The organism is Acinetobacter sp. CIP 101966, assembly GCF_000369725.1.
GTDB lineage: Bacteria > Pseudomonadota > Gammaproteobacteria > Pseudomonadales > Moraxellaceae > Acinetobacter > Acinetobacter lwoffii_Q.
Genome location: NZ_KB850158.1, coordinates 384,710 through 397,589 on the forward strand (window position 1 = coordinate 384,710; position 12,880 = coordinate 397,589).

Below are 12,880 nucleotides of genomic sequence, written 5' to 3' on the forward strand. Positions count from 1 at the left end.
TCATGAGAAATAAGTTTTATTTTCTGTAGGTTGCGAACTCAAAAGCAATGCCGGTTTTGTCGTCGATATGTTGCTCGGCAGCGACTTTTTTAAATTCTGCCGGAATCGCTGGATAATAGGCATCGCCCTGTACATCCAGTTCGACATGGGTCAGTTCCAGACGGTCTGTAATATTCATGGTCTGTTTAAAGATTTCACCGCCACCAATGATGAAAATGGTGTCAGGCTTTTCTGAAGCCTTCACATCTGCCACGGCCTGACTCAGCGCGTCTTCAATGCTATAAGCGACTTTGGTACCTGCAAATGCCCAGTCTGGATCACGGGTAATGACCCAATTTACCCGTTTAGGCAAGGTACGTCCCATCGATTCTAGTGTCTTGCGACCCATCACCACCACACCGCCTTGGGTGATTTCCTTGAAGTGTTTCAGGTCGGCAGAGATATGCCAAGGTAGGTCATTGCCCTTGCCGATACAACGCTGCTGATCCATGGCAACGACGTGTACAACTTCTAAATCTTGAAATGACATGTATTGAATCCTTCTTATCAAGCCCAAAGTCCTTCGTGTAATTTTTTACTGGTACGAAAGAAAGGTTAAAAATCTATATTGATTGCCTTCATGCTTTAGGGCTAGGAATATATTTTGAAAGGAGGTGGCGATTCACGCGTGGTAAAAAACCTCTTCCTAGCCCTCTCCTAGGAGGAGGGGGAACTTTATAATAAAGAAAATTAAACAGCGACAGGGGCTTTAATTCCTGGATGAGATTCATAACCGACAATTTCGATATCTTCAAATTTGAAATCGAACAGGTCTTTAATCTCGGGATTTAGTTTTAATTGACAGAGGTCGAGTGGCTCACGGCTAAGCTGCAACTGTGCTTGTTCAAAATGGTTGCTGTACAAGTGGGTATCGCCACCAGTCCAGATAAAGTCACCCACTTCCAGATCACAGACTTGCGCGATCATATGCGTCAACAAAGCATAGCTGGCAATATTAAATGGAACACCTAAGAATACATCGGCACTGCGCTGGTATAACTGACAAGACAATTTTCCATTGTGTACAAAGAACTGGAACAGGGTATGGCAAGGGGGTAATGCGACCTGACCCGCTTCATTCGGGTTCCAGCCCGATACAATCAGACGGCGCGAATTTGGATTGGTTTTAACTTCATTAATCAACCATTTGATCTGGTCAAAACCATCCTGATTATAACTATTGTCTGCATTTTTGCTGGCACCAAAATTGCGCCATTGGTGACCATATACTGGGCCTAATTCGCCTTCAGGACGGCCAAAACGCGCAGTTTGTTCTGCGGTCGCCCATTCATCCCAAATCGAGACTTTATTGTCTTTTAAATACTGAACATTGGTATCGCCTTTCAGGAACCACAACAGTTCGATCACGATAGAGCGGAAATGAACTTTTTTGGTGGTCAGTAAAGGAAAACCTTGGGAAAGATCAAAGCGCATCTGATGACCAAATACCGAACGTGTACCTGTACCGGTACGGTCGCCTTTATCGCCGCCGTTGTCGAGGATATGTTGTAATAGGTCAAGATATTGGCGCATAGGTCTCTCTTAAAAATTTGTTTAAATTACCTTTTTTTTCAGCAGAAAAAGTTTATCTCGGATAAATCCACTTTCTGTCGAGCTGGGTAAATTGAATTGAATGCATCATAACATTTTTTTCTAATATTTCTGATATTGCATCTTCTGCAAAAAAGATCGGCAAGCACCCAATCAAAAAAAAAATACCCAGTGCGGGTGCTTGTTGTAGAAAAGGTTTAAGCGGTTTTATGGCCAGTATGGACGGTATGAATCAGATCAGACAGATCATAACCTAAGGGTGCTGCATAACTTAAATATTCGCGTTGAGTCGCTTCGTCCAGACTGGTGTCGCGATGTAATCACCATAAATATTCTTTATTCGGCTCGCCCACGAGTGCCGTCTGATAATCCGGATCGATTTTTAAGACCCAATAATCGCCCTTGGTAAACGGGATCCCATGCAAGCCTTCAGGTAAAAAGCTGACTTCAAGCTTGGCCTGTTCTGCATCGACAATGATCGCTTCAGCAATGGCTTCATCCACCTTACCATTTTCATTCAAGCTCTATACCGCAGAAATATCGGTGCTGTCTTCAGGTTGGCGCTTCATCGGCAAGTGTGCAATGTCATACCAGGTACTTAAATATTGTTCTAAATTAAAATTTGAAACGGTACTTAAAGTCTGACTCATTTTTCTTCTCTGTTTAGTTCAATATTTAAAGTTTAGTTCAAGGTTTAAAAATGCCGCATCAGTGTAATACAGGCGGTAAAGCTCAAAATGATGTAATCATGTGGTGAAATGTTATCTGAAAATGGCCGAGCTACAGATTAAATCCACACGTTTGAGTAGAAAAAGATAAGGACTCATTTTGCGTATTTCAGGCTGAAAAAGCTTTGCAAGGCATTGGAATTGGCTTTGCTTTACATTTTTTTTGCAAAGATGATGGGTTTTGTAACTGTATGAGAAAGAACGGCTTAATTTGAATGCCGGAAAAATAGACAAATTTATTTACATTTTTAATGTGAAAGATAACATTTAAACGACTAGTATTCTCGGCTTGTTAACAATATGAAAGCCTAAATTACAGGCGAGGAGCGGTTGGTAAGGCATGATCTATGATCATCAAGTAAACATGAGCGAAGTATATGCTCCTGTCCAAGCGAATATCATGGTGCGTTCCCAATCGGAGCAAAGACCTAAAAAGTCATCCCAAAAAGCCACTGTCCGTAACGCTTCAGGCGTAAGCAATGGCCATCGTATCAATATCGAGAAATTTACCAGTTATCTGCAAGGCATTACCCGAAATACCAGTACACAGAAATGTGCGCGCAGTATTCGTGTCGGTCTGCAATCTTCTGGTGCGAAAATTGTGAATCATCCGGTCGCAGCAGCAGATTGGGGAAGTACCCTGATGCAGCTGGGTTATAAAAAAATTAATGCTTCTTTTGATCGGCCGAAAAAAGGCGATATCTATATTATTGACCGTACTCAGGGACATAAATATGGACATATCGCGGCTTATTCAGGTAGTGCCTGGGTATCGGATTTTAAACAGCGAGATCATGCGGTTTATCGCAATAAAAACGTGACTTATAGTTACTATCGTCTGGAAACTTACTTCTAAGAAAACACTGCGAAGTGATCAGTCCTCAAAACGCTTCGCACGGCTTTCATAGATTGAAACGATAAATAATCCAATCGCGGCAAAGCCAAGACATTGCAGACCCAAGGCAAATTTGCCCCATTGCTGGTGCTGTTCTGGTAAATAGCCAAACAGGGTAATTAAGGCAATGATGGGAATGACCCGGCTCAAGGCGCTAAAGCCATTTGCATAGGGATTGGATTTTGAGATTTTCAGGCGGAAATGGTGTAGTAAATGCACGACAATTCCAATCGCTAAACTCACCCCCACAAATACCGGATCTAACTGGGCCACAGTCGATGCTGTATAAATCAAAATACAGGTCGCGATGATGGCGATGAGTTTGATTTGACGGCTACAGCGTTCCGAATACCAGAACTCAAGCATGGGGTGAACCTGCATCTGATTTGTTCTGATTGAGCAGGGACAGTGGAGAAAACAGACAAATTGCCAGTGCCATAAAGGCAATGCCTTGTGCACCCGGAATCAGGATTTCGCCCTGTTGCATATTCATAAAAACTAAAGCAATCAATAAGGCAATTGGAATCCAGGTCAGTAATCTATACAGCAAACCGGTCGGATTTTTGCTGGCAAAGTGGATTTTGCAGTAACGACAGATCAGAAAAATGATGCCGGTCCCGACAAACATCAAAATAGAATCTAAGGGCAGTGGTTGCATCCAGTACAAGCCTGCAGCTGTCGCTGCAATCACAATAAAGATCAATAGTTTTTTGAGAACAGATACCTGCGGATTAAACCAGAACTCAAGCATAATGATGAAAGAATAGAAGAGATAATCGGCACTTTAGCATATTTTGAGTATAAAAAAGCGAGGCCTTTGCCTCGCTAAATTACGCGATTTTCTCAGCTATTTTTGTTTGGACCCCAGTCATAGATGTTCTTCTGGTAGGCATACCACATCATCCATAAGCCAATCAGGATCATTGGCAGGCTCAGGAATTGTCCTTTGCTCATCCAGCCAATAAACAGCTGGCCATTGTCCGGCTCACGGAAGAATTCAACTACAAAACGTGCCAGACCATAACCAATCAGGAACAGCGCGGAAACTGCCATACGTGGACGTGGCTTCGAGCTGAACCACCACAGTACAATAAACAGGATTAGGCCTTCACATAGTGCCTGATAGAGTTGAGATGGATGACGAACCAGTTGCAGCGGATCGGTCGGAAAGATCATGCCCCAGGCAAAGTTTGGGTCGGTGACCTGACGGCCATACAGTTCGCCACCAATAAAGTTACCAATTCGGCCAAACATCAAGCCTGTCGGTACGCAAGGTGCGATAAAATCCAGAGTCTGGAACCAGGTCATCTTATATTTCTTGCACCACCACAACATGGCCAGAATGACCCCGAGGAAACCGCCATGGAAACTCATACCGCCGGTCCAGATCTGGAACAGCCATAAAGGATCGGCCAGGAACTGAGAAAAACCGTAGAAGAAGACATAACCGACACGGCCACCGATGATCACACCGAGTGCACCGAAGAAAATCAGGTCAGACACCATATCCGGTGTCCAGCCACGTTGTTTGGCGCGAAACGTCGCCAATCCCCAGGCAAATAAAAATGCCAGTAAGTACATCAGTCCATACCAGTGGACTTGTAAGGGCCCGAGCGAAATCGCGACGGGATCAATATTGGGATAGGTGAGCATTCCTGTTCCTTGTGATTCTGTTTTGCACAGATTTTAGCTTAAAGCAAAGAAAAATGTTGTACATTCAATGTGTAAAGATCGAGAGCGTAAATTATGTGTATCGTGGCATTGGCTTGGCGGGTTCTGGATCAGAGCTCATTATGTCTGATTTCAAATCGGGATGAGTTCTATCAGCGTCCTACGCAGGAGCTGCATGAATGGGAGAATAGTCCGATAATTGCCGGGCAAGATTTACAGTCGGGCGGTACCTGGATGGGGATTACGGCTTCTGGTCGCTGGGCGGTGATTACCAATTTTCGTGATGGGCAGGACAAAGGGCATTATCCGACTTCACGTGGACATATCATCCAGAACTTTTTAGATTCTGACTTAACGCCGATTCGTTTTGCTCAAGATCTGGAACAACGCCAGTGTGACTATGCCGGCTTTAACCTGTTTATCGGCGATCAAGATCAGGCGGTGTATATGAGCAATCGCGGTGAAGCACCACAAGTACTGGCGCATGGCGTCTATGTGGTTTCGAATGGCCTGATGAGTGAAGACTGGTACAAGACCCGACATTTACGTAAACGCTTTACCCAGGAATTTTTACCGATGCTGCAACACCAGGAGATCGCAGAAGCAGATTTGTGTCATGCAGTCTGGGATATTCTGGAAGATGAACGTAAGGTGATTCCTGAACTTCTGCCAGATACCGGCATCTCCGTGGAAATGGAACAGCTGCTGTCTTCGACTTTTATTCAGAGTCCGGCCTATGGCACCCGATGCTCCAATTTTTTGAGAATGCAGCAGGGACGATGGCACTGGATCGAGAAGTCACAACAAGGTGCGACCGCAGGTCAAACTATTGAGAAAATAATTAGCCTGAAATAATCACCGGATATAAAAAATGCCGACTTGACGTCGGCATTTTTGAATAACAGCTTTTTTTATACGCTCGCTTGTTCCAAAGCCTCACCCGCAATGGCGCCACCATCTTTACGGGTAATGACCACAGTTGCAGAGCGAGGTACTTTGCCTAAACGGCTATAACGCTCGCTTTGGTTGGCTGGCCATGCACCCCCTGGATGCTGAACGTTGACAAAGATCGCTTTATAGTCCGGGGTAATAGTCACGCCGGTAATTTCACAACCCGATGGACCAGTCAAAAAGCGACGAACACGATCATTGCTGAGTTTGGCACCAACAAAGGTTTCCTGTCCTTCTGCTTTGGTGCTGGCTGCAAGCGCTTTAGCACCATCACCCACAGTACCCGGAAGTGCTGCCAGCATCATGCAGTTGGTTTCATCGGTGTACTGACCATCATCCGTCTGAATCCACAGAATACCGCGCGGATCGAACCACATGCCGTCCGGGCTGGAGAAGTCATTTAAATCATCCAGACCTGACAGGTTGATGTTAGAAGCAGCACGTGCTTCTGCACCGAACAGGAAAATATCCCAAGCAAAACTTGTCGCTGTAACTGTATTTTTAGCTTCACTGAAACGAATGATATGACCATTCATATTGCCTGAATTGCTGGCGCTTGAACCTTTAAAGTCGATGTAGCTACGTGGGTTGGCAGCATCAGTTTCATATGCACGACCACGGTTGCTGTTGTTGGTTAAGGTTACATACACTTCACCATTTTCGGGATTCACTGCAACCCATTCTGGACGGTCCATTTTGGTCGCACCTACATGGTCAGCAGCAAGACGGGCATTGATGACGATGTCATCTTGGCCTGCAAACGGATAGATTTCATTGGCAGCAGTTAAACCATTTTTGCCATGAGTCAGTTCTAGCCATTCACCTGTACCGTCATCATTGAATTTAGCGACATATAATGTCCCTTTATCCATGTATTTATCACCAGCGGTATAACCACCATTGACGTCTTTCGGATCCCAGACTGCTTCAGAAACAAATTTATAGATATATTCGCCGGTCGCATCATCACCCATATAGAACGCTAATGGCTGACCCGGAATAGGGTTACTACAGCGGCAATCTTCATGTGCAAAACGTCCCAGTGCAGTACGTTTAACTGGACGTGTAGTCGCGCTAAATGGGTCAATCTCTACAATGAATCCACAGGTATTCATGACATTACGATAATCTGCTAAAGCATTTGCGCCTTTAACTGAAATATCCCAACGATCATAAAGTCCTTTATCACCAGTTAATTCAGCAACAGGAGTATTCCAGCGGTATTGAGACGAACGAGCATCAGTACCACCACGACCATAACGAGATAATGAAATTTCTTCTTTTGCAATAGCGCGGGTGTCGTTGGCTTGACGAGCGAAATAACCACTCCAGTTTTCTTCAGCCGTTAAGTAAGTTCCCCATGGCGTATAACCATTACCACAGTTTGCAAAGGTACCGCGAGTCAATGTTCCATCTGGTGAGAAAATAGTTTTGACTAAGTCAGAACCACGTGCTGGTCCATTAATTTCCATCTCGGTTGCTGCAGTGATACGACGGTTAAAATTAGAATTTAAGTTGATTTTAACGTCTTGTGTATTTGCATCTTTGCTGATCTCAATAACAGAAACACCATGCGCATTCACTTCACGGAGTACCTGATCTTCTGGACGTACGCCATCGATGGTAATTGTACCTTCTGGTGTATGGAGCTGAGATTGTTGTAGGTATTCGTGGTTTAAAACAAGTAAACCTTGTGTTGATTCTTTGGCAGCATAATTTTTATTGGTTGGATGCATACCGAAGAAGCTCATACCATCATGGTTATCGCCTGAACGGAACTGGTAAGAAGCACCAGAAGCTAAGGTGGTATCGGTCTTTTCTGGATAAGCAGGGTTGATTGGATCGCCGACTGCATACAATACTTTAAGCTCATAACCTTCAGGAACACTGAAGAAGTTTTGGGTATTCTTGCGAACCGGCTCAAAGACTAATTTATTCGGACGTGCTTTTAGATCACTCCAGGCATGTTGATCTGGGCTAGTGGTATCTGGCGGTGTAGTTGGATTACTGTCAGGTGTACCAGAATCATTATCATCATCTGAACAACCACTTATTGTTGCTGCAAATGCTAATGCCATTGCCCCACTTGTAGTTTTCGCAATAAAGCTGCGGCGGCTAGTATATTGATCCAGAATCGTTTGGAAGTGCGTGTTGTTTGAGTTGTTACTGTCTTCAACCAGATCCTGGCAAGGTATCATGTCTTCATTTTTCATTTTAAAGTCCCAATTAAAAAATAAGTGCTTGGTGGTGTAGAAGTTTTCAATACCTTAAGCTTGGGATATGACAGTAATCTTAAAGAAATGTTGCATTAAAATTAAATAAATCAGTATTTTATTGAAAATTGGAAACAAAAAGACAGCCAGAGCTGCCTGAGTAAATCGATATTTTTTTTGTTTTGGATAGTTATTGTTATTTAGTCTTTAAACGACGTTTTTCAATCAGTTTCCCTGCCAGTAAACCCAGTTCAAACAGTAGCCACATTGGGACAGCCAGCATGATCATCGATAGGGCATCCGGAGGTGTAACAAACATTGCCACAAAAAAGCAACCCACAATAATAAAGCGCCGTTTCTCTACCAGAGTCTGTGTCGAAACTGCGCCAATCAAGATCAGAACCAGGGTAATAATGGGAATTTCAAAGGTAAAACCAAAGACCAGAAACAGCTTTAAACAGAAGCTGAGATAACTGTTGATGTCGGTCATCGGGGCCACAGTTTCCGGCGAAACACTGATAAAAAAATGCAGAATCGAGGGCAATGCCACAAAGTAGGCAAAACTGATACCGGTATAAAACAGCACGATACTGCCGATCAGAAGCGGCAAGGCCAGGCTCTTTTCTTTGGCATAGAGCGCAGGCTTAATAAAGGTCCAAAGCTGATACAGGATAAACGGCATCGCGATCATCAGCGCGACAAAGAAGTTCAGCTTAAAGGGTGCCATGAAGGTTGCAGTGACATCCGTGGCAATCATGGTTGAACTGGCAGGTAGCTGTGCACGCAACGGTTCGGACAACCATTGGTAAGTCTGATTGGCAAAGGGTAATAAGCAGAAAAACAGGCCAATCAGGACAGCAACCACTTTAAACAGATGCTTTCTTAAGATGATCAAATGCTGGGTAATCGGCATCTGTTCGAGGTTCAGCGCTGCAGCATCATTGGAGGCTGGTGTGGTCGGCAAGGATGTCATACGGCCACCTTCATTTTTGTATAGCGTTGTTCTGAAATCATGGTTTGAATTGCTGTAGGCTTGGGTAAATACACGGAGGATACAGGCTGTCGCACCGGCTGATAGCTGAGCAAGGGCTGAGCAGACTGAGGTTTTATTTTTAATTGATCAGCTGCAATCGGTTGCTGCAAATCAGCCACTTGTGCCTGCATCTTGGCCTCCAGTTCCTGAATCCGCTGCATTTCAGCCTGCATCTGTTCACGTAGCTCAGACAGGCGCAATTCACGATCAAGATCATTCTGAACATTGCTCACCATACGCTTGATCTTGCCGTACCATGTTCCGACAAAACGGACTGCTTCCGGAAGCTTATCTGGCCCAAGAACCAAAAGCGCAATAATCCCGAAAATCAGCAGCTCGGTCATTCCAATATTGAGCATAGCGAACTCTTAACTTTTAACCGAATGTTCAGGCGTTTTGACCTGGGCATCAATGGTGCGTGGCTCTGCAAGCTTGGCCTGTTCAGCCTCTTCATCCTTTACTGATTTTTTAAAGTCTTTAATCGCGCCGCCGACGTCTTTACCCAGATTTTTAAGTTTCGATGTACCGAACAATAAAATCACCACAATTGCGAAAATCAGCACATGCCAAATTGATAATCCTGCCATTATTTTATCCTCTATATTTCATGCACCTATCTCAGCAGGCTTGTATGACAGCGCGGTGACGCTTTGATGACAGTTTGCCGACACGGCAACAGGGGAATGAATCACTCATATAAAAAATTTCATAATTCAATGAAAAGTATGCTGTGCTAGCATACAGCTTGATATGGAAATCTCAGCAGCATTGTCATGGCCTTAATTCTTCCCCTCCTGTCTTTTCTGATCGGTTATTGGGGTGTGCAATATTTAAAACCGGTTCGCCCTCTCTTGGCAGCTTTATTGGCACGGGTCCTGATTCCGGTACTGATTATTTACAATATGGTGTTTTACCAAGAGGGCAGTTTGTGGCTGATTGCCTTCAGCTTTTTCTGTTCCTGCGTATTCTTTGCCTTGTTTTATTTCACCCTGAAAAATAAACTGCGTGCCTTATGCCTGAGCTATTTAAATGGGGCATGGCTGGGAATTCCTTTTGCACTGGCAGTTTTTGGCCCGCAAGCGACCAGTACCGTAGTTGCCCTGTACATCGGTGGTTCCTTGTTTGGCAATGTCTGTGCGGTGATGGCAGTCAGTGAAGCCAGACAAGATAGCGGCTATATTTTAAAGAATGTGCTGCTCTCACCACCTGTGGTGGCACTGTCTGTAGCAGCTTTATTATCATTTTGGGATTTGAGTCATTGGCAGCAAGTGCCTTGGATAGAGATACTGTATCAGGCCAATAAAGTACTGGTCACTTTTAGCGGCATGTGTGTGCTGGGAATGTGGCTGAGCAATGTGCGGATCAGCCGCTTCGATTTAATGCGTAGTCTGCAACTGATTTTTTATAGAGGGCTGTTTGCGGTTTTGCTGTGTGTTGCCGCCTATTATTATTTACCTATTCCGCAGCAGACGCTGACTTATGCGGTAATGCTGATGTTCTTTTTATTGCCGCCTGCAGCCAATATTGTGGCGCTGGAAACCCATTATCAGGGAACAGGCCATTCCGCCAAATATATTGCTTCGGGAACTTTGGCCAGCGCGATCTTGATTGCCTTATATGGGGCAGTGGTGCATGCATTGATGCCTCATCTATAAAAGTTCACCCTTTGCAAAAGGGGATTTAGAAATCTCCCTCTGCCCTATGGGCATAGGTATCTACACATCTATGAGATACCTAATGCCATTGTGGCTATCTCATTGAGTTCATCTATTGAATATTCCGAGAGCAGTTGAAGAGTGTTCAGTAAAATCGAAAGCCCTGCCAATAAGGCAGGTGCACTTTCCAACCTACCTCTTTTCTGCTGCCGACCTGAAAGACGGGTGAGAAATACACGAATTTTCTGATGGTGTTCATCTTCAGAACGCTGGATTCGCCAAGTTAAAACACAAGCCATACAGCTAATCAGTAACCGCCTTAAAATGGCTTCAGGTCTGGTCTGAAGCCATGCTTCAATATCATGACCTGCCTGCTTGAGCAGCTTGAAATAGCATTCAATTGTCCAGCGCCAGTAATACCAGGTCGTCATCTCTACCGTAGTAATCTCTGATGGAACATTGCTGATTAGTGACCATCTTGCGACGGTCTTATCCTGATCATCTTTCACTACGGCAACAATTAATCTGGCTTCAATCGCACTCCCTGGCTGGGGAGCAACCCGTTGGCCTGAATCGTCATTTCTCTTCGGTTTTGCTGCACGTGTTATCCGGATAGCAGTTTCTCCCACATGCAACATATGCCGGTTTCCTTTATAGGCAATCGGCTGGACCTGCTGCGTTTCTACTCGTTCTGCGGCTTCTGCAACTTTGCATGTTTTGCCCTGATGCTCAATTCGATGGCCTTCTTTCGCCCGAATCAGCCATTTAAAACCCTGGCTGCTCATTTCCCTTAGGTGGGCAATGGAGTCACCTTCACGATCAATGATATGAACACATGTTTTCTCAATGGGATATTGTTCAATCACTTTGATTTGTTCGGTAAGTGAATCTAGATGAGATTTGCGCCCAGCAGAGTGTTGACTGAATGTGGAATAGCAGCCTGAGGCATCTGATAGTGTCTGCGCCAGTGGCGCAATAGGTAGTCCCGAGGCTGCATCAACCAGCAGACTGCTTTGCAATTCATAGCCTGAATCATATTGATGGGTTCTTTGCAGGCGCTGAATTTTATGATGGTGTTTCACATACTGTAGCTGAGACCAGTCATGAACAATCAATGCATATTGATGCGGTGATGCCTTGATCTGTTCACATGCAAGATGTTCAATTGGCTGGTTTAACTGACTAAAAGAGATTTTGTCATTATTCAGGAATCGCCAGACCGCTTGTGTGGTTGCGAAACTCGACTTTTGGGCAGAAGCCAGGTCTTTGATTGCCGGAGCAAGTGAAGCAAGAGGGTTCATATTGAGCTTTACAAGGCTGTTATAGCGCTTGACAAGACGCTGATCCAGGCCAGAGATGTTAAATTGAAGAGCATGCTCTTCAATTTAACGCAAAGTTCAGGAATTGTGTAGATACCTATGCCTAGAAGGAGAGGGGAAAATATGGAAAACTTACTTCGCCAAACTTGCCTTAAACAACTGCATCGCCTGACCACGATGACTGATTTTGTTTTTCTGTTCCTTACTCATTTCAGCACTAGCAATACCCAGTTCAGGTAACCAGAACAACGGGTCATAGCCAAAACCATTTTCACCACGCGCAGCTTCCAGAATTTCCCCATGCCAGACACCCTGAAAGACTTGCGGTAAGGGGTCTTCGGCATGTTGGACCAGTGCCAGTACACAAACAAACATACCCTCAATTGCTTCACCCTCTTGGCGTAAGGGTTTGAGATCGGCCAGCAGTTTTTCATTATTGGCGGCATCGTTGCCATGCTCACCGGCATAACGAGCCGAGTAAATGCCGGGAGCACCTCCAAGAACAGGCACACAAATACCTGAATCATCTGCAATAGCAGGTTTTCCGGAAATTTTAGAAGCATGGCGAGCCTTAATAATGGCATTTTCGACAAAGCTTAGACCATCTTCGATCGCATCTTCGATATTCAACTTGCCCTGAGCCACGACTTCAACCGGAAGTTGTAACTCGGCAAACAGTTTTTCAAACTCGGCAATTTTACCTTTGTTATTACTCGCCAATACCAGTGTGCCTTGGGATAACCAGTCAGTTGCAGCCATGTCAAAAACTCATTATTAGATAAAGAATGGGCGCTATTTTAGCAATTGATGAAGAATTTGCGGCAA

16 protein-coding genes are annotated in these 12,880 nt (G+C 44.5%); 3 read left to right on the top strand and 13 right to left on the bottom strand.

Annotated features, from left to right (window positions below; translation table 11 throughout):
* Positions 1-16: 16 nt before the first annotated feature.
* The 4 genes from F891_RS01870 to F891_RS18530 all read right to left on the bottom strand — a co-directional run bounded on the left by F891_RS01870 (position 17) and on the right by F891_RS18530 (position 2,240).
* Positions 17-529, bottom strand: coding sequence for a dihydrofolate reductase (locus F891_RS01870; RefSeq protein WP_005261760.1), 513 nt, complete (start codon positions 527-529; stop codon positions 17-19).
* A gap of 200 nt (positions 530-729) precedes the next feature.
* Entirely contained in the window at positions 730-1,572 is an 843-nt protein-coding gene (gene thyA / locus F891_RS01875; RefSeq protein WP_005261761.1) for a thymidylate synthase, read from the bottom strand.
* A gap of 338 nt (positions 1,573-1,910) precedes the next feature.
* Complete coding sequence (locus F891_RS18525) at positions 1,911-2,111, bottom strand: lipocalin family protein (RefSeq protein ID WP_005245939.1); 201 nt, start codon at positions 2,109-2,111, stop codon at positions 1,911-1,913.
* 3 nt (positions 2,112-2,114) lie between these two features.
* Positions 2,115-2,240 carry a lipocalin/fatty acid-binding family protein gene (locus tag F891_RS18530; protein ID WP_005245940.1) on the bottom strand — a complete coding sequence of 42 codons (126 nt, stop codon included), beginning with the start codon at positions 2,238-2,240 and terminating at the stop codon, positions 2,115-2,117.
* A 418-nt stretch (positions 2,241-2,658) separates the two neighbouring features.
* On the opposite strand from F891_RS18530, the gene F891_RS01885 reads away from it, so the two are divergent.
* Positions 2,659-3,174 carry a hypothetical protein gene (locus F891_RS01885; protein WP_005107935.1) on the top strand — a complete coding sequence of 172 codons (516 nt, stop codon included), beginning with the start codon at positions 2,659-2,661 and terminating at the stop codon, positions 3,172-3,174.
* A gap of 18 nt (positions 3,175-3,192) precedes the next feature.
* Here the strand turns inward: F891_RS01885 and F891_RS01890 are convergent, their stop codons facing one another.
* The 3 genes from F891_RS01890 to lgt form a co-directional block, all read right to left on the bottom strand.
* Positions 3,193-3,579, bottom strand: a complete 387-nt coding sequence (locus tag F891_RS01890) for a hypothetical protein (RefSeq protein ID WP_005107934.1) — start codon at positions 3,577-3,579, stop codon at positions 3,193-3,195.
* Complete coding sequence (locus F891_RS01895; RefSeq protein WP_005245942.1) at positions 3,572-3,964, bottom strand: hypothetical protein; 393 nt, start codon at positions 3,962-3,964, stop codon at positions 3,572-3,574. The genes F891_RS01890 and F891_RS01895 overlap by 8 nt, the downstream gene beginning before the upstream one ends.
* Before the next feature lie 92 nt (positions 3,965-4,056).
* Complete coding sequence (gene lgt / locus F891_RS01900) at positions 4,057-4,866, bottom strand: prolipoprotein diacylglyceryl transferase (RefSeq protein ID WP_004729515.1); 810 nt, start codon at positions 4,864-4,866, stop codon at positions 4,057-4,059.
* 93 nt (positions 4,867-4,959) lie between these two features.
* On the opposite strand from lgt, the gene F891_RS01905 reads away from it, so the two are divergent.
* Positions 4,960-5,739 (top strand): NRDE family protein, encoded by a 780-nt coding sequence (locus tag F891_RS01905; protein WP_005245943.1) that lies wholly within the window; start codon positions 4,960-4,962, stop codon positions 5,737-5,739.
* Positions 5,740-5,795: 56 nt separating this feature from the next.
* Here F891_RS01905 and F891_RS01910 read toward each other — a convergent pair whose 3' ends face one another.
* The 4 genes from F891_RS01910 to tatA all read right to left on the bottom strand — a co-directional run bounded on the left by F891_RS01910 (position 5,796) and on the right by tatA (position 9,668).
* On the bottom strand, positions 5,796-8,048 hold the full coding sequence (locus F891_RS01910; RefSeq protein WP_005261762.1) for a PhoX family protein: 2,253 nt from the start codon (positions 8,046-8,048) through the stop codon (positions 5,796-5,798).
* Positions 8,049-8,244: 196 nt separating this feature from the next.
* Positions 8,245-9,021 carry a twin-arginine translocase subunit TatC gene (gene tatC, locus F891_RS01915; protein ID WP_005261763.1) on the bottom strand — a complete coding sequence of 259 codons (777 nt, stop codon included), beginning with the start codon at positions 9,019-9,021 and terminating at the stop codon, positions 8,245-8,247.
* Positions 9,018-9,440, bottom strand: coding sequence for a Sec-independent protein translocase protein TatB (gene tatB, locus F891_RS01920; protein ID WP_005261764.1), 423 nt, complete (start codon positions 9,438-9,440; stop codon positions 9,018-9,020). The genes tatC and tatB overlap by 4 nt, the downstream gene beginning before the upstream one ends.
* A 9-nt stretch (positions 9,441-9,449) precedes the next feature.
* A complete protein-coding gene (gene tatA / locus F891_RS01925) occupies positions 9,450-9,668 on the bottom strand; it encodes a Sec-independent protein translocase subunit TatA (RefSeq protein ID WP_004729524.1) in 219 nt (72 codons plus the stop codon).
* A 186-nt stretch (positions 9,669-9,854) separates the two neighbouring features.
* On the opposite strand from tatA, the gene F891_RS01930 reads away from it, so the two are divergent.
* Positions 9,855-10,736 (top strand): AEC family transporter, encoded by an 882-nt coding sequence (locus F891_RS01930; protein WP_005261765.1) that lies wholly within the window; start codon positions 9,855-9,857, stop codon positions 10,734-10,736.
* A 68-nt stretch (positions 10,737-10,804) separates the two neighbouring features.
* Here the strand turns inward: F891_RS01930 and F891_RS01935 are convergent, their stop codons facing one another.
* Positions 10,805-12,037 carry a transposase gene (locus tag F891_RS01935; RefSeq protein ID WP_004730312.1) on the bottom strand — a complete coding sequence of 411 codons (1,233 nt, stop codon included), beginning with the start codon at positions 12,035-12,037 and terminating at the stop codon, positions 10,805-10,807.
* A 150-nt stretch (positions 12,038-12,187) separates the two neighbouring features.
* Entirely contained in the window at positions 12,188-12,814 is a 627-nt protein-coding gene (gene rdgB, locus F891_RS01940; protein ID WP_005261768.1) for an RdgB/HAM1 family non-canonical purine NTP pyrophosphatase, read from the bottom strand.
* Positions 12,815-12,880 lie beyond the last annotated feature (66 nt).

What these genes read in the sequence shown, in the direction of transcription:
- F891_RS01935 (WP_004730312.1), bottom strand. Translation starts at nt 12,037, where the DNA reads ATGAACCCTCTTGCTTCACTTGCTCCGGCAATCAAAGACCTGGCTTCT.
- F891_RS01930 (WP_005261765.1), top strand. Translation starts at nt 9,855, where the DNA reads ATGGCCTTAATTCTTCCCCTCCTGTCTTTTCTGATCGGTTATTGGGGT.
- F891_RS01905 (WP_005245943.1), top strand. Translation starts at nt 4,960, where the DNA reads ATGTGTATCGTGGCATTGGCTTGGCGGGTTCTGGATCAGAGCTCATTA.
- tatC (WP_005261763.1), bottom strand. Translation starts at nt 9,021, where the DNA reads ATGACATCCTTGCCGACCACACCAGCCTCCAATGATGCTGCAGCGCTG.
- rdgB (WP_005261768.1), bottom strand. Translation starts at nt 12,814, where the DNA reads ATGGCTGCAACTGACTGGTTATCCCAAGGCACACTGGTATTGGCGAGT.
- tatA (WP_004729524.1), bottom strand. Translation starts at nt 9,668, where the DNA reads ATGGCAGGATTATCAATTTGGCATGTGCTGATTTTCGCAATTGTGGTG.
- lgt (WP_004729515.1), bottom strand. Translation starts at nt 4,866, where the DNA reads ATGCTCACCTATCCCAATATTGATCCCGTCGCGATTTCGCTCGGGCCC.
- F891_RS01870 (WP_005261760.1), bottom strand. Translation starts at nt 529, where the DNA reads ATGTCATTTCAAGATTTAGAAGTTGTACACGTCGTTGCCATGGATCAG.
- thyA (WP_005261761.1), bottom strand. Translation starts at nt 1,572, where the DNA reads ATGCGCCAATATCTTGACCTATTACAACATATCCTCGACAACGGCGGC.
- F891_RS01885 (WP_005107935.1), top strand. Translation starts at nt 2,659, where the DNA reads ATGATCTATGATCATCAAGTAAACATGAGCGAAGTATATGCTCCTGTC.
- F891_RS01890 (WP_005107934.1), bottom strand. Translation starts at nt 3,579, where the DNA reads ATGCTTGAGTTCTGGTATTCGGAACGCTGTAGCCGTCAAATCAAACTC.
- F891_RS01895 (WP_005245942.1), bottom strand. Translation starts at nt 3,964, where the DNA reads ATGCTTGAGTTCTGGTTTAATCCGCAGGTATCTGTTCTCAAAAAACTA.
- F891_RS18530 (WP_005245940.1), bottom strand. Translation starts at nt 2,240, where the DNA reads ATGAGTCAGACTTTAAGTACCGTTTCAAATTTTAATTTAGAACAATAT.
- tatB (WP_005261764.1), bottom strand. Translation starts at nt 9,440, where the DNA reads ATGCTCAATATTGGAATGACCGAGCTGCTGATTTTCGGGATTATTGCG.
- F891_RS01910 (WP_005261762.1), bottom strand. Translation starts at nt 8,048, where the DNA reads ATGAAAAATGAAGACATGATACCTTGCCAGGATCTGGTTGAAGACAGT.